The 21,879-nt window shown below is 64.3% G+C and carries 20 protein-coding genes; 9 read left to right on the forward strand and 11 right to left on the reverse strand.

The window, feature by feature from the left end; all coding sequences use genetic code 11:
• Positions 1 to 218: 218 nt before the first annotated feature.
• The 3 genes from OVA00_RS25890 to OVA00_RS25900 form a co-directional block, all read right to left on the reverse strand.
• Positions 219 to 1,094, reverse strand: a complete 876-nt coding sequence (locus tag OVA00_RS25890; protein WP_034792526.1) for a 50S ribosomal protein L11 methyltransferase — start codon at positions 1,092 to 1,094, stop codon at positions 219 to 221.
• Positions 1,095 to 1,255: 161 nt separating this feature from the next.
• On the reverse strand, positions 1,256 to 1,855 hold the full coding sequence (locus OVA00_RS25895; RefSeq protein WP_034792528.1) for an SCO family protein: 600 nt from the start codon (positions 1,853 to 1,855) through the stop codon (positions 1,256 to 1,258).
• 338 nt (positions 1,856 to 2,193) lie between these two features.
• On the reverse strand, positions 2,194 to 2,352 hold the full coding sequence (locus tag OVA00_RS25900; RefSeq protein ID WP_034792531.1) for a hypothetical protein: 159 nt from the start codon (positions 2,350 to 2,352) through the stop codon (positions 2,194 to 2,196).
• A gap of 362 nt (positions 2,353 to 2,714) precedes the next feature.
• Here OVA00_RS25900 and OVA00_RS25905 point away from each other — a divergent pair, with 362 nt between their 5' ends.
• The 3 genes from OVA00_RS25905 to OVA00_RS25915 all read left to right on the forward strand — a co-directional run bounded on the left by OVA00_RS25905 (position 2,715) and on the right by OVA00_RS25915 (position 5,850).
• Positions 2,715 to 4,820, forward strand: coding sequence for a methyl-accepting chemotaxis protein (locus OVA00_RS25905; protein ID WP_442780561.1), 2,106 nt, complete (start codon positions 2,715 to 2,717; stop codon positions 4,818 to 4,820).
• Between the two features lie 2 nt (positions 4,821 to 4,822).
• Positions 4,823 to 5,287: a chemotaxis protein CheW gene (locus tag OVA00_RS25910; protein WP_034792537.1), complete on the forward strand. Its 465-nt coding sequence runs from the start codon at positions 4,823 to 4,825 to the stop codon at positions 5,285 to 5,287.
• Positions 5,288 to 5,547: 260 nt separating this feature from the next.
• Positions 5,548 to 5,850 carry a hypothetical protein gene (locus tag OVA00_RS25915; protein ID WP_268089851.1) on the forward strand — a complete coding sequence of 101 codons (303 nt, stop codon included), beginning with the start codon at positions 5,548 to 5,550 and terminating at the stop codon, positions 5,848 to 5,850.
• 244 nt (positions 5,851 to 6,094) lie between these two features.
• On the opposite strand, the gene OVA00_RS25920 is transcribed toward OVA00_RS25915, so the two are convergent.
• The gene (locus tag OVA00_RS25920) at positions 6,095 to 6,589 is read right to left on the reverse strand and encodes a CreA family protein (RefSeq protein ID WP_034792543.1); all 495 of its coding nucleotides are present in this window, start codon (positions 6,587 to 6,589) and stop codon (positions 6,095 to 6,097) included.
• Positions 6,590 to 6,702: 113 nt separating this feature from the next.
• Positions 6,703 to 7,989 (reverse strand): GGDEF domain-containing protein, encoded by a 1,287-nt coding sequence (locus OVA00_RS25925; RefSeq protein ID WP_268089852.1) that lies wholly within the window; start codon positions 7,987 to 7,989, stop codon positions 6,703 to 6,705.
• A gap of 333 nt (positions 7,990 to 8,322) precedes the next feature.
• Here OVA00_RS25925 and OVA00_RS25930 point away from each other — a divergent pair, with 333 nt between their 5' ends.
• The 3 genes from OVA00_RS25930 (at position 8,323) to OVA00_RS25940 (ending at position 10,305) form a co-directional block, all read left to right on the forward strand.
• The gene (locus OVA00_RS25930) at positions 8,323 to 8,994 is read left to right on the forward strand and encodes a phosphoribosyltransferase (RefSeq protein WP_113504170.1); all 672 of its coding nucleotides are present in this window, start codon (positions 8,323 to 8,325) and stop codon (positions 8,992 to 8,994) included.
• A gap of 170 nt (positions 8,995 to 9,164) precedes the next feature.
• A complete protein-coding gene (locus tag OVA00_RS25935; protein ID WP_089043453.1) occupies positions 9,165 to 9,800 on the forward strand; it encodes a cysteine hydrolase family protein in 636 nt (211 codons plus the stop codon).
• A 43-nt stretch (positions 9,801 to 9,843) separates the two neighbouring features.
• Positions 9,844 to 10,305, forward strand: a complete 462-nt coding sequence (locus OVA00_RS25940) for a GNAT family N-acetyltransferase (RefSeq protein ID WP_034792558.1) — start codon at positions 9,844 to 9,846, stop codon at positions 10,303 to 10,305.
• A gap of 19 nt (positions 10,306 to 10,324) precedes the next feature.
• On the opposite strand, the gene OVA00_RS25945 is transcribed toward OVA00_RS25940, so the two are convergent.
• From OVA00_RS25945 to OVA00_RS25965, 5 genes are all read right to left on the reverse strand, one after another.
• A complete protein-coding gene (locus OVA00_RS25945; RefSeq protein WP_268089854.1) occupies positions 10,325 to 11,575 on the reverse strand; it encodes an adenylate/guanylate cyclase domain-containing protein in 1,251 nt (416 codons plus the stop codon).
• A gap of 155 nt (positions 11,576 to 11,730) precedes the next feature.
• Positions 11,731 to 14,196: an ATP-dependent helicase gene (locus tag OVA00_RS25950; RefSeq protein ID WP_034792560.1), complete on the reverse strand. Its 2,466-nt coding sequence runs from the start codon at positions 14,194 to 14,196 to the stop codon at positions 11,731 to 11,733.
• Between the two features lie 133 nt (positions 14,197 to 14,329).
• The gene (locus OVA00_RS25955) at positions 14,330 to 14,737 is read right to left on the reverse strand and encodes a carboxymuconolactone decarboxylase family protein (RefSeq protein WP_268089855.1); all 408 of its coding nucleotides are present in this window, start codon (positions 14,735 to 14,737) and stop codon (positions 14,330 to 14,332) included.
• Between the two features lie 124 nt (positions 14,738 to 14,861).
• Complete coding sequence (locus OVA00_RS25960) at positions 14,862 to 15,506, reverse strand: hypothetical protein (protein WP_268089856.1); 645 nt, start codon at positions 15,504 to 15,506, stop codon at positions 14,862 to 14,864.
• A complete protein-coding gene (locus tag OVA00_RS25965; protein WP_112974926.1) occupies positions 15,482 to 15,853 on the reverse strand; it encodes a hypothetical protein in 372 nt (123 codons plus the stop codon). Before OVA00_RS25965 ends, OVA00_RS25960 begins: the two co-directional genes overlap by 25 nt.
• Here OVA00_RS25965 and OVA00_RS25970 point away from each other — a divergent pair.
• The gene (locus OVA00_RS25970; protein ID WP_034792570.1) at positions 15,852 to 16,166 is read left to right on the forward strand and encodes an EthD family reductase; all 315 of its coding nucleotides are present in this window, start codon (positions 15,852 to 15,854) and stop codon (positions 16,164 to 16,166) included. The two genes, OVA00_RS25965 and OVA00_RS25970, sit on opposite strands and share 2 nt — an antisense overlap.
• Positions 16,167 to 16,364: 198 nt before the next feature.
• Here OVA00_RS25970 and OVA00_RS25975 read toward each other — a convergent pair whose 3' ends face one another.
• Entirely contained in the window at positions 16,365 to 17,186 is an 822-nt protein-coding gene (locus tag OVA00_RS25975) for a cyclase family protein (protein ID WP_268089857.1), read from the reverse strand.
• A 317-nt stretch (positions 17,187 to 17,503) separates the two neighbouring features.
• Here OVA00_RS25975 and OVA00_RS25980 point away from each other — a divergent pair, with 317 nt between their 5' ends.
• On the forward strand, positions 17,504 to 18,685 hold the full coding sequence (locus tag OVA00_RS25980; RefSeq protein WP_268089859.1) for an efflux RND transporter periplasmic adaptor subunit: 1,182 nt from the start codon (positions 17,504 to 17,506) through the stop codon (positions 18,683 to 18,685).
• 59 nt (positions 18,686 to 18,744) lie between these two features.
• The gene (locus OVA00_RS25985) at positions 18,745 to 21,855 is read left to right on the forward strand and encodes an efflux RND transporter permease subunit (protein ID WP_060516170.1); all 3,111 of its coding nucleotides are present in this window, start codon (positions 18,745 to 18,747) and stop codon (positions 21,853 to 21,855) included.
• Positions 21,856 to 21,879 lie beyond the last annotated feature (24 nt).

A 21,879-nucleotide genomic window follows, 5' to 3' on the forward strand; every position in this document is an offset into this window, starting at 1 on the left:
GACGTGCCCGAAGCCCGGCACACCCCGAGGGACGCCTGTCCCATGGCCTGGCGACAGGCGGGCGGTTGTGATTGGGCAAGAGAGCGCCGCCACCTTCGCCCCGCTTGCGGGGAGAAGGTGGCGGCAGCCGGATGAGGGGCTATTACCTCAACAACGAATGGGACGCATCTGGCCTGACGGCACGCGTCTGTGACGGTCGCCCAGCGGGCAGTCGCGCCTCACTTCTCCAGATGGATCGTTACCCAGCCGTTGCGCCAGATGGTGCGCACGTGGCGCAGGTGCTGGCCGTTGTAATGGGCGAGCACTTTCCAGCGCTGTTCGGCAAGGATGCCCGAGAGGATCACCGAGCCGCCGGGGGCGAGGTTGGCGACGAGCTGCGGCGCCATCTTCATCAAGGGGCGGGCGAGGATGTTGGCGATGATTAGATCGAAGGGGCCGTTGGTGCTGAAGGCCGTCGAATGAAAGCCAGGGGCGGTCGCAAAGGTCATGCCGGTAACGACGCCGTTGACCCGGGCGTTTTCTTCGGCGACGCGGGTGGCGATCGGGTCGATGTCGGTGGCAAGGACCGGCACGTGCATCAGTTTCCAGGCGGCGATCGCCAGCACGCCGCTGCCGGTGCCGAGATCGAGCACGTTGCGCACGGTGCGGGTGCGCGCGACGGTCGCCAGCACTTCGAGGCAGCCGGCGGTGGTGCCGTGATGGCCGGTGCCGAAGGCCTGGCCGGCGTCGATCTCGATGGCGATTTCGCCGGTCTTGACCTTGTCGCGGTCATGCGAGCCGTGCACGACGAAGCGACCGGCGCGCACCGGCGCCAGGCCCTCGAGTGACTTGGCGATCCAGTCGATATCCGGCAGCACTTCGCGCTCGATCGGGAGATGAGCGAAGTTTTCAGAGAGCGCTTCGGTGAGACGTTCGCCCACGCTCTCCTCGTCGACCATCATCATGTAGATCGAGGCTTCCCAGATGTCGCGCTTCTCGTCGACTTCCGTCGTGCCGATGGCATAGTCCTCTTCGCCGAAGACCTCGCTCATGCGGTCGAGCACGGCTTCCGCCTGCTTCTCGGTGGTGGTGACGAAAAGTCTGATCTCGCTCAAGGGTCCGTCCTTCGGCTGGCAAATCCGCCGCCCGCACCAAGCCCTGAAAGGGGTGCGCTCAAGCGTCGGCAATCGTGTGCTGTGCGCTATCACGATTGCCCTACAAAGGCAAAGCGCCGGACGGGGCCGGCGCTTGCATCTTCAGGTCAGGATCGAAGGGCTCAGCCCTTGGTCAGGTTTTCCAGCTTCTTTACCGCCGTCTCCGGGTTTTCCTCATAGGCGATGGTGCCAGAGAACTTGCCGTTGGCGTCGAGCAGGAACACCGATGCGGTGTGGTCCATGGTATAGTCGCCGTCGGGCTTTGCGGCGTCGACCGGAACCTTCTTGGCGTAAACGCGGAAGCCCTTGACCATCTCCATGACCTTGTCGGCCGGACCGGAAATGCCGGTGATGCGCTTGGAGACGTTGGAGACGTACTGGCCGAGGATTTCCGGGGTGTCGCGCTCGGGATCGACGGTGATGAAATAGGCCTGCAGTTTGTTGCCTTCGGGGTCGACCTGTTCCAGCCAGCCGTTCAGTTCGAACAGCGTCGTCGGGCAGACCTCGGGGCAATGGGTGAAGCCGAAGAAGAGCGCGGTCGGCTTGCCGGTGAAGGCCTTCTCGGTGATTTCCTTGCCGTCCTGGGCAACCAGCGTGAAGGGAACGCCGAAGGGGCCGGAGGCGGCCTGCTGTTTCGACTGGGTCATTTCATAGGTCAGCCAGCCCAGGATACCCGCCATGACGACGACGGCGGCCCAAAGGACGATGCGGATGGTTTTCATGCGTGCTACCGATTTGTTGGGGCCGAGGACGGCCGTGTCCGGTTGATCGGCCCTTGATACCGCCTTCACGGACCCCGCGCAAATGGGACAATTGCCGCAGGTTGTGACAGCGGGGTGAGCATTTTGTCGGGCGGCTGCCACTCATCCCGCTGCCGCGACCTTCCGTCGTGACGGGGAGAAGGGACCGCACGGCCACCTCCCGCTTCGACAATGAGCCTCAGTGCGCCAACACCCACCGCAGAAGAACCGCACGGCGACGTTTCGCTCGCTCTCGTCCCTTCTTCCCGCAAGCAGGGAGAGGGCTAGGGTAAGGGGCAAAACTTAGAAGCGTGGCCGCGCTAAAAACACCAGGAAAGGCCGGACTGGGCGAGTGCCAGGAACATCTCGGCGCCGTTTTCCATCCAGCCGCGGAAGGCAAGCAGCAGCACGACGGCGATCGCGGCCGCAAGGGTTGCGACGAGAGGAAGGCGGATCGAGCGCTCGGTCTTCGTGTTCATGGCGTCATCATAACAGTTCGGGCGGCAAGGGGAAGCGGGCGCGCTGCCGGCGGACCGTGGGTGTCTGGGCCTGTCACGAGATCGGTGTCAAAACCGGCACCCGGCGTGCTGATGGATTGTGCGCTTAAATGCCGGGAAAACCGGCGCTTGCAGTAAATATGCGCGATCTCGAAAATAAGGCGTTTTCCCTGGGGATCGGCGAGGCGCCTTAGCGAATGTTTAAGGTCTGTTTGACAGTGTTTTTCCAGCGCGGGGGAGCGTTGTGCTCCGACATGACATGAGGTCATCCGGTTTGATCGAGCCCGGTTTTCCGCATCGATCCTAACGGAGGATCCGGCCCGCGCCGGGTCCGTGAGCATGGAATGTCTATGACCGCCGCATCTTCCCCATTGAAGCGCAATCTTTCCGTAAGCCAGCGGCTGGCAACGCTTGCCGGTGCCGCTTTCGTCGGGTTTGGCTCCGTGCTCGGGGTCGCCTGGTACGAGGGCCGGCAGGCGAACGATGCCCTGCAGGGCGCGCTCGCCGCGCAGAACGGGCTGACCACGGTCGACGAGGTCCGGCTTGCGACCACCAATCTCGTGCTCAATGCGATGGACAGCATCATCGACCGCGAGGAGGGCGCGATCCAGCCGGCGCGCGCCGCCAGCATCGCCGAGATCCTGAAACTGCTTGAGACGAAATCGAGCGATATCAAGGCGCTTGCCGGCCTCATTGGCGGCAGCGATGCGCTTTCGACCTTTGACGCCGATGTGGCGGAACTGCGCCAGGCGATCGGAACGGACCTGAAGGCACTGATCGAAGGCAAGGCTTCGGCTGACGACTTCGGCAAGATCGACGACGCGATCGACGGTGCCGGCGAACGGGTCGCCACGGCGCTCGCCGGCCTTTCCGAAGCAGCGACGACGCTGGTTCAGACGCGCGTTGCCGAGGCGCGCGCCACCTCCGACGAGGCGTTCCAGCTTCAGCTCGCCTCCGGCCTCATCGCCATGGCGACGCTGCTTTATCTGCTCTGGTTCCATGGCAGCACGCTCAGGCGCGGCATTCTCTCCCTGCGCGATGGTATGCAGCGGATCCAGAAGGGCGAACTTTCGACCAAGCTGGAAGCGCTCGACCGCGGCGACGAAATCGGCGCCATGGCGCGCTCCGTCGACCTCTTCCGCCTGTCCGCGATCGAGAAGCAATCGCTCGAACAGAGTGCTGCCCACAGCCGCCGCGAGATCGAGAGGGAACGCGAACAGCAGCAGCAGGAGCGCGAGGAGGCGGTGCGCCGTATCCAGGCGGCGATCGACAATCTCGGCCGCGCGCTGACCCAGCTTGCCGAGGGTGACCTTGCCGTTGCCATCGACCGACCGTTCGACGGCAATCTCGACCAGCTCCGGCAGAACTTCAACCAGACGGTCGAGCGGCTGCGCGTGGTGCTTTCGAGCGTCAAGGACAATGCGCTTTCGATCGAATCCAACGGGCGGCAGATGCGCACGGCGGCCGACGACCTGGCGCGCCGCACCGAGCGGCAGGCCGCTTCGCTGGAGCAGACCTCGGCAGCCCTCGACGAAATCACCGTGACGGTCCGCACCGCGACCCAGCGCGCCGAAGAGGCGAGCCAGATGGTCGACCAGACCCGCACCAATGCCGAGGAGTCCGGCCGCATCGTCGGCCAGGCGATCGCCGCCATGGCCCGCATCGAGGGTGCCTCGAACGAAATCGGCAAGATCATCAACGTCATCGACGAGATCGCCTTCCAGACCAACCTTCTGGCGCTCAATGCCGGCGTCGAGGCGGCGCGCGCGGGCGAAGCCGGCAAGGGCTTTGCGGTCGTGGCGCAGGAAGTGCGCGAGCTGGCGCAGCGCGCCGCCGGTGCCGCCAAGGACATCAAGGCGCTCGTCAGCCGCTCCGGCAGCGAGGTCGGCACCGGCGTCAAGCTGGTGCAGGCGACCGGCGAGGCGCTCGGGCGGATCGGCACCGATGTCGCGCGCATCAACGAACTGATGACCGCGATCGTGATGGCGGCGCGCGAGCAGTCGACGGGTCTCAACGAGATCAGCACGGCCGTCGGCCAACTCGACCAGATGACGCAGCAGAACGCCGCCATGGTCGAACAGACCAATGCCTCCAGCCACACGCTGGCGCAGGACGCCGAACGCCTGACGGACCTCGTCGGCCAGTTCCGCGAAGGGCACACGATGCAGCGCGCCATGCCGACGGCGGCGCCGGCGCCTGTGACGCCCGCGGCGAGGACCGCTGCGCCGGTGCAGACGAAAACACCTGCGGTTTCAGCCGTTCAGCGGCCGGCAGCCAAGGGCACCAGCGAAGCGGTGCCGCTGCGCAAGATCGGCGCTGCCAAAATGGCCTCGTTTCCAACTCCATCTCCCGCCAAGGCCCTGATGGGCAAGCTTGCGGGCGCATTCGGCAACAAACCGGGCTCGGTGCCGTCGACGACGGCCTCCGGTGAAAACTGGGAAGAATTCTGAACATGAGCAACGCAATCAAGCAGTCCGGCGCCTATCTCGAAATCGTGTCGTTCCACCTCGGCGACCAGGAATTCTGCATCGATATCATGGCGATCCGCGAAATCCGCGGCTGGGCGCCGGTAACGCCGATGCCGCATACGCCGCCCTACGTGCTCGGCCTCATCAACCTGCGCGGCGCGGTGATCCCGGTCATCGACATGGCGGCCCGCCTCGGCATGAAGATGACCGAGCCGTCCGAGCGCTCGGCGATCATCGTCACCGATATCGCCGGCAAGCTCGTTGGCCTCCTGGTCGAGCAGGTCTCGGACATGATGACGATCAAGAGCGAGGCGCTGCAGCCGGCGCCGGAGATCATCCCGGAAGCGCAGCGCGCCTTCTGCCGCGGCATCGTCGCTTTGGAAAAGACCATGGTCTGCTTCCTCAACCTCGATACCGTCATTGCCGACGAGTTGGCCCAGGCCGCCTGACGCAAGCTTGTTCCTTATCTGAGAAAGCCCCGGTGCATCGGCGCCGGGGCTTTCTTGCGTTTCGGCGTGTTTTCAGACCGTTTCCCCACGTACTGGAACGGAACGGTCAAGTTAAACTTCGGCAATGAACTTCACGCTTGGGCGATGCCATTGTGACAAAACGTCAAGTGGCTGGGCGGGTTACTTGTACTACTTTACCGGTGTTGCCGGGTGCCCGAACGGAGGCCGGGTGCCTGGTCCCGTCAACAGGAGTTGAACCTATGACAATCTCTCTCAGGAAACTCGCCGCCGTGCTCTCCGTTACGATGGTCATCGCCGGACCGGCCCTGGCCGACAGCTATTACCAGGGCATCGACGTCAACAATCCTCCCGGAACGCAGAACACACACAAGATGCTGACGCCAATGAAGCGGCCGAGCGCTTCGGTTGACACGATGTCGACGGGCAGCATCAACAGAATGTCGGCGCCGGCGCCGGTCTACCGTGATCGCAACCCCTATGGCGGATACCAGGGCGGTGATGGCGATTACTACCAGGGCATCGTTCCGCCGACGGCCTACTAGATCATCCCGCGGTGAAGTGGAAACGTTGAAAGCGGAAATTCGATTTGGCATGAATGCGCCAGGGAGTTCACGTAGGTTCGTGTGAACGCACGGAACGTCAGGTGCTTACAAAAGCGGAACGGGTTGCTCCCAGACTTCTCCCTGTTTCGCACCGAAGAGGTTTCGGAAGCGCCCGCAAAGCGGCGGGCGCTTTCAACCTTTGACCGATCGCCTTGCACGCCGATGCCGGCGGCAGGGACCGCTCCTACTGCGGCTTGCCGTTCTGCCAGTTGACCGTCTGGCCGTAGAGCGGAATGGTGGTGATCGACATCTTGGCAGAGCCATCCGTCAATTCGCGCGAATGCGCCAGATAGATCAGCGTATCGTTCCTTCGGTCGTAGATCCGTGTGACGAGCAGGTTCTTCCAGACGAGCGACAAGCCGGCGCGAAACACTTCCTCGCCTTCCTTGGAAAGATCGATGTCGCCGATTTCGATCGGGCCGGTCTGCCGGCAGGCGATCGAATTGTTCGACGGATCCTCGAACCAGTTGCCGTTCTTCAGCCGGTCGATGACGCTGCGGTCGAAATAGGTCACGTGGCAGGTCACACCCTTGATCTTCGGGTCGCTCACGGCATCGATCATGATGTCGTTGCCGAGCCAGTCGACCCCGACTTCGCCGACTGTTTCGGCGCGAGCGGGCAGGGCTGTGGCGGCTATGGCAAGGCCGGCAAAAAAGAGCGCACGAAGCGAACGCGACATGGATGTCCTCCTGCAGCGCCTGACGTCTCACGCAAGGTCGCCATAGCATTTTGAATTGACGCATGTTTTTGCCGAGGCAATCCCCGGGAAGGCATGCGCTCGGGCAGCCAGGTTCACATAGGTTCGGGAATTGGCTTTACAAGGCGTGCCGCCTCAACCGGTGCCGCGAAGAAGCTGCGGCTCGAGGTTTCGGTGGTCGGCAGCGCGCATTTGCGCGGCGGCGGCGGCAAGCGCCCGTGCGCTGGCCTCGGGCTGGAAGCAGTACCGGCGATGGTGCAGCGGTCGCGGCCGTCGGCTTTGGCGTCGTAGAGCGCCATGTCGGCGCGGATCATGATGTCGCTGATCGTATCGCCGGGCTCGGCCTCGGCAAGGCCAATGCTCACTGTCAGCCGGATCGGGCGGTCGAAGCGGCCGATCGGCGTATCGCGCACCGTGCGGCCGATCTCCTCGGCCACCGCAAAGGCGGCATCCTCCGAGTGATTGGGCAGGACGATGCCGAACTCTTCGCCGCCGATGCGCCCGAGCGTGCCGCGCCCGCCGAGACAGGCGGCGACCGTGCCGGCGAAGTGGCCGAGCGCCGTGTCGCCGACCGCATGGCCGTAGCGGTCGTTGATCTGCTTGAAATAATCGAGATCGAGCAGCAGGAAGGTGACGGGTCTCTGGCGCGCAAAACCCACTGCCAGCGCCCGCTGTCCGAGGTCGAGCAGCGCGCGGCGCGACAGGGCGCCCGTCAACTCATCGCGGGCAATGGCGCTCTTGAGGTCGGTGATCACCCGGTTCTGGATCATCAGGATCACGCCGAGGAACAGCACAGGCAGGTAGAAATATCTAAGCACAACGCAGGCGAAGTCCCAGCTGGCCGACGCAAGCGGGGTTTCGGCGGTCCCGTGGGCGATCGGCGAGAAAATCGTGACCGCGATCAGGGCGGAACAGCCGATGGCGGCGCAGCCGATGACGCAGAGGCGCTCGATCGGCCCGGGCGCTGCGCGCCGGTGCTGCGAACAGACGGCGATGATCAGCACGAAGGCGGCGGCGATGCCGACGGCCGACAGTGCGTGCAATGTCGCGCTGTGCGGGCCGAAGGCGGCAATCAGCACCACCACGGCCGAAATCGAGGCGGCAGCGACCAGCGGCGTCGACATCGGCCGGAGGACACCGAGCGCCCGGTGAAAGCCCGAGAGCACGAAAAGACAGGCGCCAATGAGAAAGACGATGCCGATCAGCGACAACGGCCGCAGCGCCGGGATCTCGGATAGCATCAGAAACAGCGTTGCCGCCGCTGCGATGGCGCAGGCGGCTGCGAAATCCGTGCCCCCCTCGACCATGGAGGCCCGCAGGGAAATCAGCACCGGGAGCATCGCCAGAAGAGCGATGATCGATATGGCAGGGAGAAAGCTCATTTCGAAACGGCCTGTCGTGCTAAAATCAACAAAGGCGGCTTGCGTCTCAGCCAGATATGTGACGCCAATTGGTAGCGATGGCGCCTTAACGAAACCCGGCGAAATCCGTTGCAATTTTAGCGATTGGTCGGGATTGGCACGGTTGTTCACAGCGGCGCCCGATCAACCGTGGGGCGGCACGCCGGCAGGCGAAGAGGCGTGCATGAACGGTACCGCCCGCAGCCCCGGGGTGAGGCCCTTCGGGTGGCGCGATCCGAGCCTCCGGCCAGGCATGCGCGCGCCTTGTTTTCAGGGCCCGATACTCACGCAGCAGGACGAACCGGGAGAGGCGACATGTTCACGGCAACGTGGCTCTTCGAGGACAGGGCGGATGCCGGGCGCCAGCTGGCGCGTGCGGTCGAAGACAAGGGTCTTGACGATCCGCTCGTCATGGCGCTGCCGCGCGGAGGCGTTCCGGTCGCCTATGAAATCGCCGTCCATATTGCGGCGCCGCTGGAAATCCTGATCGTGCGCAAGATCGGCGCGCCTGGGCATGAGGAATTCGGTCTGGGCGCTCTGGTCGATGGCGAGGAGCCGGAACTGGTGCTCAACCGTCGGGCGATCCGGCTGGTCCGTCCGCCGAAAGGCTATCTGGAGGCCGAAACGGAGCGCCAGCGCGCTGAGATCCTGCGCCGCCGCACGCTCTATTTCGGCGACCGCGCGCCGGCGTCGGCCCGGGGCCGTGATGTAATCCTCGTCGACGACGGTATCGCCACCGGCGGCACCGTGCGGGCGGCGATCAAGGCGCTGCGGCGAACGGGGGCGGGGCGCCTCGTGCTTGCCGTCCCGGTGGCGCCGAAAAGCGAACTTACCGAACTGCGCAGCCAGGTCGATCGAATCGTCTGCCTCGCCACGCCCTTCGCGTTCCGTGCCGTCGGCCTGTACTACCGCAATTTCGAGCAGACGGCGGACGAAGAGGTGCTGGCGCTGATGGAGAAGGCGCGGCTGCGCAACGAGCGCGATTGATCCATGTTCAGGGCAAGCTCGGCTCCGGTTGCCGCGATTTCCGCCAGGCATCCGAATAGTTGCGCGAGGCGGCCGAAACCGTCTTGCAAGCCTCCTTCTCCCGCGCCACATTCCCGGCGCGCGATGTTGCCGGGAGAGGGGCGCCAGAGGAGGCGCCCGGAGGAGATGTCATGGCCGCGAAACTGGAAATCGGAAAGACGCTTGAGGATTTCTGCCGGCCGGAGCGGATGGCGCTCATCGTCTACGACATGCAGGTGGGGATTACCAATCAGGTCAAGAACGGCCCGGCGGTGCTTTCCAAGGTGCTGAAGGTGCTGGACGCTGCGCGGGCCGGCGGGTTTCCGGTGATCTTTCTCCGGCATCTGTCGATGCCGAGGCCGCTGATGGGCGCCTTCCAGCTACGCCAGGCGATGGCCTGGCAGCGGACAGACGATCCGGATGCGGTGCACCCCTGGTTTCTGCGCGGCACGCCGGGCTTCGAGCTGGTGCCAGAACTTGCGCCCCGTGACGACGAGGCGATCCTCGACAAGATCACGTTTTCCGCCTTCGAGGGCACGCCGCTCGCCATGATCCTGCGCGACCTCGGGCTTACTTCCTTCGCCATCTGCGGCATCGCCACGGAAATCGGCATCGACCCGACCGTGCGCCATGCGACCGATCTCGGCCTGGTGCCCGTCGTCGTGCGCGACGCCTGCGGGGCAGGCCACCACGAGGCCGGCGAGCGCGCGATGGAAAACATCGCCTTCATGGGCGATGCGATCATGACCGACGTTCAGGCAATCACCGCCGCGATGACCAAACACTAGGGGCCGCAGTGCCGCTCCATCCAATCGATCACAGGACCGACAAATGACCGACAAGCTTCACATCCGCCCGATAGCCCGGACCGACTACGAACAATGGCTGCCGCTCTGGGACGGCTACAACGCCTTCTACGGCCGCTCCGGCGAAACCGCGCTGGACCCGGCGATCACCGCCATGACCTGGTCGCGCTTTTTCGACGCCTACGAGCCGGTGCATGCGCTGGTGGCGGAGAGCGAAGGGCGGCTGATCGGGCTTACGCACTACCTCTTCCACCGCAGCACGACGATGATCCAGCCGAACTGCTACCTACAGGACCTCTTCACCAATGCGGAAGCCCGCGGCAAGGGCGTCGGACGAGCGTTGATTGAGGGCGTCTATGAGGCGGCACGTGCCGTCGGCGCGCCACGCGTCTACTGGATGACGCACGAGACCAACGAGACGGCGATGACGCTTTACGACAAGGTGGCGGAGAAGTCGGGGTTTCTCGTTTATCGCAAGGCGGTCTGAGGGCTCTCCTTTCGGCTGCTCACTTCGCCGTGTGTGCGCGGATGCCAGGGGCACATGCATCGGGATCCGGCATCCGCGTGGTCCAGATCTCGGTCGGGCCGAAGCCCTTGATGTCCTCGCGGCCGGAGCAAATGAACAGGAAAGACTCGCCTAGTCGCTGCCTGATTTCTGCGGTGGTGGTGATGCAGCCGGGCTTGCCGATCGCTTCCAGGCGCGCGGCAAGGTTCACGGGTGCACCCCAGATATCATAGGCGTATTTCGCTCGCCCAAGCACGCCAGCCGTTACCGATCCCGAGGCCATGCCAGCGCGCAGCTTGAGGACGACGCCATGGCGTTCGCCGATCTCGCGGGCCGCGGCGATGGCGCCGAAGCCGAACACTGCCGCCGCCTTCTCGGGCGTGGGGTGCCGGGCGGGCACGCCCGCCACCGCAAGATAGGCATCGCCGATGGTCTTGATCTTTTCGACACCGGTTGCTGCGGCCAGGCGATCGAACTCGCTGAAGAGCTCGTTGAGCAGGTTGACCGTCCGTTCCGGCCCCAGGCTGTTTGACAGGGCCACGAACTGGACGATGTCGATCAGGACAACAGTCGCATGCTCGAATTCGTCGATGATCGTTTCACGCTCGTTCCTCAGCAGGCGCGCCACGATCTCGTCCGGCATGATCGACGTCATCAGGCGGGCGAGCCGCCCCTGCGCCTCTCTCGCCAGGTGGAAGGCATAGTAGATTGTTGCGAAGCACATGAGCGTGAGGGTGATGATCGACGACGAATGGAGGAGTTGCAGGAAACGGGTGTCGTCATAGACACCCGCCCGCGCCTGAGGAAACGCGATGGATGCGGCGATGACCGTGATCGCAGCCATGGCGCTGAGGACCGTGACCAGCGCGATGTTTTGAAACCCGAGGATCGCGAAGGCGACCGGCGTCACGCCGAGCAGCGTCAGCAGGACGCCGGAGTCCCGACCGACATAGGAGGCGATCCAGACGAGGACCACCACGCAGATACCGAATTCCCAAAGCCCTGACGCGACGCGGCCGAAGCGATGAAAAAGCGGCGTCATGGCTGCCGCGACGGCTAGCGCGAGATTGGCATAGACGAGGGGAATGAGGCTCGGCTCGCCATAGAGTGCGTAGATGAGGGCAAAGCTCGTGGTGGTGACGACGATCACACAGGCCGCGACATTCGCGACGAGGATGCCTTCACGGTCACCCTCCGCGGCATTTGCGGCGCCCAGCTCCAGCAGGCTGCGAACAGCGCTCGTCCAGGACATGTCTCCACCCACTTTGCGTCGAGGGAGATCGGTACATGGTTTCGTTCAAACGCGAGAATTGTGCCCGCAATATTATTGCACTTCGCCGGTTGGCGCCATGAGATCGATGGTTGTGCAGTCCATAGGGAGTGCACGTGAGGAGGGCTTCGACCTCCTCACGCCTTCTCCACAAACCCATCCAGCACCCGCTTCTGGCCGGCGCGGTCGAAGTCGATGGTGAGCTTGTTGCCCTCGATGGCGGCGATGTTGCCGTTGCCGAACTTCATGTGGAAGACGCGGTCGCCGACCGAGAAACGCGAGGGTTCGGTGGCCGTCGATTTCGCCACCAGCTCGCCGTCGATCGTGCGGCCGCGCGGGCCGCTTTCGCCGTAGCCGATGCGCTCGACCGCGTGGCCGGAGCGGGTGCCCCAGTTGTCGCGGGTGGCGTCGGAGCGGTGCTGCTGGGCGCGCTTCCAGCCGGGCGTGGAGTAGTTGTTCTGGAAGGGATCAGCCTTGTCGAAGCGCGACTGGCCGTAGCCGCCGCGACCATAGCCGCCATAGGATTGTTCATTCTCGGCCACGTCCACATGGGCGAGCGGCAGCTCCTCGAGGAAGCGTGACGGCATGGTCGACTGCCAGAGGCCGTGGATGCGGCGGTTGGAGACGAACCAGATGTGGCAGCGATGCTTGGCGCGGGTGATGCCGACATAGGCGAGGCGCCGTTCTTCCTCAAGGCCGGAGCGGCCGCCCTCATCAAGCGCGCGCTGGTGCGGGAACAGGCCTTCCTCCCAGCCGGGCAGGAAGACAGTATCGAACTCCAGGCCCTTGGCCGAGTGCAGCGTCATGATCGAGACGGCATCGAGGTTCTCGTTCTGCTCGGCATCCATGACCAGAGCGACGTGTTCGAGGAAGCCGCGCAGGCTCTCGAAGGCTTCCATCGAGCGGATGAGTTCCTTCAGGTTTTCCAGCCGTCCGGGGGCTTCCGCCGTCTTGTCGTTCTGCCACATGGCCGTATAGCCGCTCTCGTCGAGGATCTGCTCGGCAAGCTCGGTGTGCACGGTCGTTTCAAGCAGGCTCTGCCAGCGGCGGAAATCGGTGACGACGTCGAACAGTGCCTTGCGCGCCTTCGGCTTCAGCTCGTCGGTCTCGATGATCTCGGAGGCAGCCGCCAGCATCGGGATGTCGCGGGCGCGGGCATAGTCGTGCAGCGTGCGCACGGTGGTGTCGCCAAGACCGCGCTTCGGCGTGTTGACGATGCGCTCGAAGGCGAGATCGTCGGCCGGCTGGCAGACGAGGCGGAAATAGGCCATGGCATCGCGGATTTCGAGGCGCTCGTAGAAGCGCGGGCCGCCGATGACGCGGTAGTTGAGGCCGAGCGTGACGAAGCGGTCTTCGAATTCGCGCATCTGGAACGAGGCGCGCACAAGGATCGCCATGTCGTTGAGCTTGTGGCTCTTTCGCTGCAACTGCTCGATCTCTTCGCCGACGGCGCGGGCTTCCTCTTCGGAATCCCAGGCGGCGTGCACCTGCACCTTCTCATCATCCGGATCGGTGCGGTCGGTGAAAAGCGTCTTGCCGAGGCGGCCCTCGTTGTGGGCGATCAGGTGACCGGCAGCGCCCAGAATGTGCTCGGTCGAGCGGTAGTTGCGCTCAAGCTTGATCACCTTGGCGCCCGGGAAATCCTTTTCGAAACGCAGGATATTGTCCACTTCCGCGCCCCGCCAGCCATAGATCGACTGGTCGTCGTCGCCCACGCAGCAGACGTTCTGCGGTACGCCCTTGGGGCGCTGGGCAAGCAGCCGCAGCCACATGTACTGCGCCGTGTTGGTGTCCTGGTACTCGTCGACGAGAATGTAGCGGAACTTGTCGTGATAGTCCTTCAGCACATCCGCATGCATGCGGAAGATGCGGATCGGGTGCAAAAGAAGATCGCCGAAGTCGCAGGCGTTCAGCGTCAACAGCCGGTTCTGGTAGGCAGCATAGAGTTCGCGGCCCTTGCCGTTGGCAAAGGCGCGGGCGTCTCCCTCGGGGATCTGGGCGGGATCGAGGCCCTTGTTCTTCCAGCCGTCGATCATGCCGGCAAACTGCTTGGCCGGCCAGCGCTTGTCGTCGATGCCTTCGGCCTGGATGAGCTGCTTGATCAGCCGCACCACGTCATCGGTGTCGAGAATGGTGAAATCGGAACGCAGGCCGACGAGCTCGGCGTGGCGGCGCAAAAGCTTGACGCCGATCGAGTGGAAGGTGCCGAGCCAGGGCATGCCTTCGACCGCATGGCCGACGAGCACGCCGATGCGCTCCTTCATCTCGCGCGCCGCCTTGTTGGTGAAGGTCACCGCCAGGATCTGCGAGGGAAAGGCGCGGTTGGTCGAAAGGATATGGGCGATGCGGGTCGTCAGCACCCGGGTCTTGCCGGTGCCGGCGCCGGCAAGCACGAGCACGGGGCCATCGAGCGTCTCGACCGCTTCGGACTGTTCCGGGTTGAGGCCGGAGAGATAGTCCGGGCGCGGCTGGGCGCGATCGCGCGCCGCCATGGCGCGCGCGGCGATGCCGCCCGTTGCCGGAATACCTGCGGGGGCGGGCTGCTGCTTGCGCGGCGCCGGCTCCTCGTCGAAGAAGGGAATATCGTCAAAACCACTCATCATGCGGCTCAATGTAGTGATTCGGTGGGGAAAGGCCAGAAAGGATGTTCTTCTTTTATTCCGTTTTCTGCGCCAGCCGCACCAAGCCTGTGGAAAGACAGGCGATTTCGAGACCGCTTATTCTTGGTCGCGCGGTCTATTCTTTTGTCTTGTCGAAGGCGGTATCCACAGGCACCTGCAGCGCCGTCGCCAACTGGTTGGTGCGGGCGGCAAGCGAGATCACCCTGAGCAGGTCCGCATGCTCGGCGTCGGTCATGCCTTTCGCCCTTGCCGCCGCCGTATGGGAATGGGCGCAGTAGCCGCAGCCATTGGTGACGGAGACGGCGATATAGAGCATTTCCTTGACCAGCGGATCGAGCGCCGAGGGCGTTGCCATCACCGCTTTCACGTCGCGCCAGGTCTGTTCCAGGAGCTCCGGATCGAAGGCGAGCCAAAGCCACATATTGTTGATGAAGTCGGATTTGCGGGTGGTGCGAATGTCGTCGAACACGGCTTTGACACGCGGATCGGATTCCGGGTTCTGAGGCGGGGATACGGTGCTCATGGGGCTCCTTCGCTGTTGTTCTCGGCGGTTGTGTGCGGGCCGGCCGGTCGCCTGAAGCGGTGACGATAGCCGACGTCGCGGCGATTGCCAGCGCTGCGTTTTGGGGAAGCCGTCACCGATGCGTTCAGTTGGGGATTTCGTTGCACGGCTGATTGTTCGAGCCGAAGGGTCCGGTCGTAAACAGCACGCCCTTGCTCGAGCCCTGATAGGCGTTGCCGTTCTGCGTGACGATGAAGACCCTGCGGCCGCAGAAGCCCGTCGGCTGCGCGGCAACCACGCGCGTCTGGCCACTGGCGTCAGTGACGGTCTTGGGGTTGCAGGCGCCATAGGGTGTGTCGGCCATGCGAACGGTTGCCGTCGAGCTGCGGCTGAGCGGCGCGGAACTGCCGGGTGGGTACGTCCCCGAAGCCGTGCCTGCAGCGGCCACGGTCGATTGCGTGATCTGAAAATCCGCCGTGCTGTCGTCGTAGCGGCACCGCTTGATGGCCCAGATCCAGACGGCAATGTCGCGCACACCGCTCTCGGGATCCTCGGCCGAAGCCGCAATGGTGAGCGGGGCCAGATCGGGGACGTTTCGGCGGCGGTTACAGCAGCCGCTGTCGTTGAAGACCGGGTCGGGATTGCCATGGTCATCCAGGATGCCGGTGATTTCGAGTTTCGTGGTCGGGCCGGTCTTGTCGTCCGCCTGGACAGTCACGGTCTGACACCCCGCAAGAAGCAGGCCCATGGAGACGAGTGCGAATGTCAGGCAAAATGCATGCGGCCCCATGACGACCCCCGCCATTGTCCGTACCGCTGCCCAAGATACTCCCGAAGACTTTTGCCCGCAAACAAGCGCCTTCCTTTGCCGCGCTCGATCAACCCCGCGGCATCGTTGCCGTCCACAAACGATGCGCGTCCTTCAGCACCTTCCTCTGTCGCTATCGCAACCTCGTCGAACGCTTCGTCAGCACTCAGGCACTTCCGTGCCGTCGTCACCGGCTTCGACAAGCACAGCGAAAACGACCTTGCTCTCGTCAAACTCGCTTCAGCCAAAACCTGGTTGTGCTCTACAGGTCGGTGACCTAGAAGAAGCTTCGAACGCTCGGAGCGGCGTTCAGGCAGGAGCCCGACCATGATCAAGATGAGCGTCTACTATCCGGCCGATGGCGGCTCGAAGTTCGATCACGACTACTACCGCACCCGCCACATGCCACTGATCCAGGAACGGCTCGGCGATGCCTGCCTGCGCTACGAGATCGATAAGGGCCTTGCGGGTCGCGAGCCTGGAAGCGCGCCGGGGTTCGTCGCGGCGTGCCACGTCTACTCGCCGAGCCTCGAGACATTCCAGGAGGCGTTAGGTCCCCACCGCGCCGAGATTGCCGCGGACGTCGCCAACTATACGGACATCGCGCCCATCGTGCAGATCAGCGAAGTCGTTGGAGGGTAGGGTGCTTTGGCGCGTCAGGCGTAGCCGTTGACCTTTCCGCAATCGGCGTAGCGTTGGCGCACCATGATCCATGGTGACGCAGCCAGTGCGGAACCGGTTGACGATCGGGAACATGTGGTTGCCGTCGAAGCGTATACGACCTTGCTCTCGTCAGGCTCGCTTCAGCCAAAACCTGGCTGTGCTCAATAGGCCGGGGGCCTAGGCTAGCGCGAAGACGCGGGCCGGGCCGCCGGTGCCGCCGCGGTGCTTCGGTGCGCCGAGGATGAGGGTTGCGCCCTTGACCGGCAGCTTGTCGAGATTGGCTGCTGCCTCCAGCCCCCAGCGACTCTCCGGCAGCCAGGCATAATGCGTGGCGAAATCGGGCGAGGGGCCATGGTCGAGCGACAGCGTATCGACGGCGATACCAGCCGCCTTGCTTTCCTCGATCAGATATTTGGCCGCCTCGACGTGGAAGCCGGGGAAATGCAGCTTGCCGCCGCCATCGGCATTGCGGAACTTGTCCGTGCCCAGATGCGCGCCCCAGCCCGACAGCATGGCGACGCAGGCGTTTTCCGGGATCTCGCCATTGGCGGCGACCCAGGCCTTGAGGTCTTCGGGCGTCACCTGTGCATCGGCATCGGCCTCAGCCTTCTTTCTGATATCGACAATCACCAGCGGCACCACCAGCTTGTCGACGGGCAGTTCGGCGACCGAGAGGCCATCGGCGGAGAAGTGCAGGGGCGCGTCGACATGGGTGCCGGTGTGTTCGTTCACCCGGAGCTCGAACATGTTGAACTTGTCTTTTGCGTAGTTGAACTTCTCCTCGCGGAAGAACTGCTGCTGGCCGAAGAAGGTCGGGAAATCTTCGTGCAACTCGTGGGTCAGGTCGGTGACGCTTGAATGCCCCTGCGCCAGCGCCGGCGGGGCCGCGCCCACGCTTGCGGCGGCAAGACCCGCGGTTCCGACCGCGGCGGCTTTGAAGAAGCTGCGGCGCGAGAGCATGCGCTCTTTCACCGTTTCCATGACACAGGCATCGCACATCGACTTCTCTCCCCCAAGAGGCCTGAAGACAGGCGCAAAGCCGGCCGAAACACGCTGCCGGCGGTTGCAGGATAGCGCAGTGTCGGCGGCTGTAAACGGTAATTCTCTAGTGAATTTCTGGACAAAGCTGCGAGGCGTCGAGCGAAGCCCCCGTGCGTCATCATCCCGCCAACAAATTCGCTTTTATTACAATTGCGTAATGATGGTATTCTGTCGTTGCCCCGACACGCGCGAACAGGGATACTCCGCGCACAATCGGAACGAACCGCCGGCCGCGCCGCGCTGGGGCGTGTTTTATGTTTAATTCGGAGACTTGAATGCGGGTTTGGAAACAGCTTGCGGTGAGCGCCGCTGTGCTTCTCGTGGGCGCAGCCGTCTGGGTGCGTTTTGTGCCTGGTGCTGGTGAAACGCTGGCGGCGATTGGTGTTTCGCATCCGCTGATTGATGCCTTGTCCAAGCCCGGCGCCGGTGGCGGCGAGGGCGGCGAACGCGGCAATGGCCGCGGGCAGGGCGGCAACAACGCCATTCTCGTCATGGTCCGGCCTTCGGGCACGTCTGTTGTCAACGACCGGCTGAACGCGATCGGCAACGGCGAGGCGATCCACTCCGTCACCGTGACGCCGACGGCAACCGGCAACCTCACCGAAATCCTCGTGCGCTCCGGCGAAAAGGTGTCGCAGGGTCAGGTCATTGCCAAGCTCGACAGCGACGACCAGAAGATTGCTGCCGACCAGGCGAGGCTGACACGTGACAGCGCACGCGAAAAGGTCGAGCGTTACCGCAACCTGAGTACCGCCCGCGCGGTAACAGCCGTGGACGTGCGTGACGCCGAAATCGCCATGCAGACCGCCGAACTGGCGCTGAAGACCGCCGAGCTCGATCTCAAGCGCCGCGACATCGTGGCGCCGTCGAAGGGCGTCGTCGGCATCATCACCGTCAATGTCGGCGACTACGTCACGACCACGACGCCGATTGCCGTCGTCGACGACCGCTCGGAAATCCTCGTCGATTTCTGGGTGCCCGAGCGCTTCGCCAACAAGATCTTCGTCGGCCAGCCGGTCACCGCCTTCGCCATCGCCCAGCCGGGCAACCAGCTCGACGGTGCGATCCACGCGATCGACAACCGCCTCGATCAGGCGAGCCGGACGCTGCGCGTGCGCGCACGGCTTGAAAACCCCGACGACAAGCTGAGGGCGGGCATGTCCTTCTCGGTCACCGTGGCCTTTGACGGCGACACTTATCCGACGGTCGATCCGCTGGCGATCCAGTGGAGTTCGGAAGGCTCCTATATCTGGCGCGTCTCCAGCGACAAGAGCGAGAAGGTGCCGGTGAAGATCATTCAGCGCAACCCGGACAAGGTGCTGGTGGACGCCGCACTGTCGGAAGGCGACGAGATCGTCACCGAAGGCGTGCAGCGCCTGCGCGACGGCGGCGCCGTGCGCATCGCCGGCCGTGAGAACAAGCAGGAACCGCAGAAGGTTGCGGAGGAAATCAAGTGAGCGGCGGCGACAGTCAGGCAAGCGGCCATGGTGCCGGCCAAGGCAGCGCCGGCGGCCAGATGTCGGCCCGCGAACGCGGCAAGACCGGCTTTACCGCGCTCTTCATCCGCCGGCCGATCTTCGCGCTGGTGGTCAATACGCTGATCGTCGTTGCCGGCCTTGCGGCCTGGAACGGCATCGAGATCCGCGAGCTGCCGCAGGTCGACCAGCCGGTCATCTCGGTGACGACAACGCTCGATGGCGCCGCACCCGAGACCATGGACCGCGAGGTGACCTCGGTGGTCGAAGGGGCCGTGTCGCGCGTGCAGGGCATCCGCGACATTTCCTCGACCTCGTCCTTCGGCCGCAGCCGCGTGACGCTGCAGTTCTCCGACACGACCGATATCGGCCAGGCTTCCAACGACATTCGCGACGCGCTCGGCCGGGTGCGCAACCAGCTTCCCGACAATGTCGACGAGCCGAGCATCGTGAAAGCCGATGCCGACAGCCAGCCGATCATGCGGCTGGCGCTGACCTCCGATACGATGTCGATGGAAGACATGACGCTGCTCGTCGAAAACGAGATCAGCGACCGGCTCGCCGCCGTTGAAGGCGTGGCCGACGTTGCCGTCTATGGCGACCAGGAGAAGATCTTCCGCATCGACCTCGACCAGGCGAAGCTCGCCGGGCGCGGGGTAACGGTCGCCAACCTCAGGACCGCGCTTGCCAACGCCTCCTACGACGTGCCGGCCGGCAAGCTGACGAGCGCCAGCCAGGACATTTCGGTGCGCGCCACGGCCGACCTGCAGACGCCGGAGCAGTTCGAAAACCTGATCCTCGTCAACAATGTGCGCCTGCGCGACGTGGCGACCGTCACGCTCGGTCCCGACACCGGCACGACGGCGCTGCGCTCCAACGGCCGCCAGGGCATCGGCCTTGGCATCGTGCGCCAGGCGCAGTCCAACACCGTCGATATCTCCGAGGGCGTGCGCAAGGTCGTCGAGACGATCCAGACGCAGATCCTGCCCGAGGGCACGCAGCTCCGCATTACCAGCGATGACGCCGTCTTCATCAACGGCGCTATCCACGAGGTGGAAATCGCGCTGATCGTCGCGGTCTTCATTGTGACGCTGGTCATCTACATGTTCCTGCTCGACTGGCGGGCGACGCTGATCCCGACGATCTCGATGCCGATCGCGCTGATCGGCACGGTGGCGGCGATCTATCTCGCGGGCTTCTCGATCAACATCCTGACGCTGCTCGCGATCGTGCTTGCGACCGGGCTTGTCGTCGACGACGCCATCGTGGTGCTCGAAAACATCGTGCGAAGGCGCGCCGAGGGGCTTGGACCACGCGCGGCGGCCGTTCACGGCACGCTCGAAGTGTTCTTCGCGGTGCTGGCGACGACCGCGACGCTTGCCGCCGTCTTTGTGCCGCTCTCGTTCCTTCCGGGCCAGACCGGCGGTCTCTTCCGCGAGTTCGGCTTCGTGCTTGCCTTCGCGATCCTCCTGTCCTCCTTCGTGTCGCTGACGCTTTGCCCGATGCTCGCCTCGCGCATGCTGACGAAGGATACGCATACGGTGCCGGGGCCGATGGCGCGGTTCGGTGCGCGGGCGGCCGGGTTCTACCGGGTGACGCTGCGCGCCTGCCTCAACTCGCCGCTGATCGTCTTCGTCGTCGCGGGCTTCTTCACCGCCATGGGGGCTGCCGGCTTCCTGACGCTGAAATCGGAGCTGACGCCGACGGAAGACCGCTCGCAGATCATGATGCGCATCAACGCGCCGCAGGGCGTTTCGCTCGAATACGCCCAGGCCCAGATGCGCCGCATCGAGGACGGTTTGCAGCCGTTGGTGAAATCCGGCGAGATCGACAACATCTTCTCGATCTCCGGGCAGGGCGGTTCGGTCAACAGCGGCTTCATGGTGCTGACGCTCGCTCCCTGGGACAAGCGTGACCGCACCCAGCAGGAGATCGTCACCGACATCAACAAGGTGACCGGGCGCATCCCCTCGGTTCGCGTCTTTGCCATGCAACCGAACAGTCTCGGCATTCGCGGCGCCGGCAGCGGCCTGCAGGTGGCGCTCGTCGGCAACGACTACAACAAGCTCGGTGATGCCGCGGCAAAGCTGGTGCGCCAGATGGAAGACACCGGCCGCTTCGAAAACGTCCGCCTCAACTACGAGGCCAACCAGGCGCAGCTTTCGATCACCATCGACCGCGAGCGCGCCTCCGACATGGGTGTCGATATCGGCGGCCTTGCCTGGGCGCTGCAGGCCATGCTCGACGGCAACAGCGTCGTCGACGTCTATGTCGACGGCGAATCCTATCCGGTGAAGCTTCTGTCCTCGACCAACCCGGTCAACGACCCGACCGATCTGCAGAACATTTTCCTCAAGGCCGGTGACGGCAAGATCGTGCCGATGTCGACGATCGCCAGCGTCGAGGAGATGGCGGTGGCGCCGCAGCTGTCGCGGGAATCGCAGCTTCGCGCCGTTTCGCTTTCGGCCGGCCTCAAGTCCGATCTGGCGCTCGGCGAGGCACTGACCATGGTCGAGCAGATGGCAGAGCCGCTTCTGCCGCCGGGCTCACGGATCATGCCGCTTGCCGAAGCCGCAACGCTCAACGAAAACGCCAACGGCCTCTTCGTCACCTTCGGCTTCGCGCTCGTCATCATCTTCCTGGTGCTGGCGGCCCAGTTCGAAAGCTTCGTCAGCGGCCTGATCATCATGTCGACGGTGCCGCTGGGGCTTGCCTGCGCGGTCTTTGCGATGATCATGACCGGCAACACGCTGAACATCTACAGCCAGATCGGCCTCGTGATGCTTGTCGGTATCATGGCGAAGAACGGCATCCTGATCGTCGAATTCGCCAACCAGCTGCGCGACCGCGGCCAGGACGTGCGCTCGGCGATTGAGAATGCCGCCAACATCCGCCTGCGCCCTGTCATGATGACGATGATCGCCACCATCGTCGGCGCGGTGCCGCTGGTGCTTGCCAGCGGCGCGGGCGCCGAGGCGCGCATCGCGCTGGGCTGGGTGCTCGTCGGCGGTCTTGGTCTTGCGGTGATCGTCACCCTCTACCTGACGCCGGTCGCCTATCTGGTGATCGCGCGCTTCACCAAGCCGCATGCGGACGAGGAGCGCAAGCTGCACGAGGAAATGGACGCGGCGGCAGCGCTGGAGGTGCGCTAGCCGGAGCGGCCGTCGCGCGACGGC

The sequence above is a fragment of the Ensifer sp. SL37 genome (assembly GCF_026672675.1).
Lineage (GTDB): Bacteria > Pseudomonadota > Alphaproteobacteria > Rhizobiales > Rhizobiaceae > Ensifer > Ensifer adhaerens.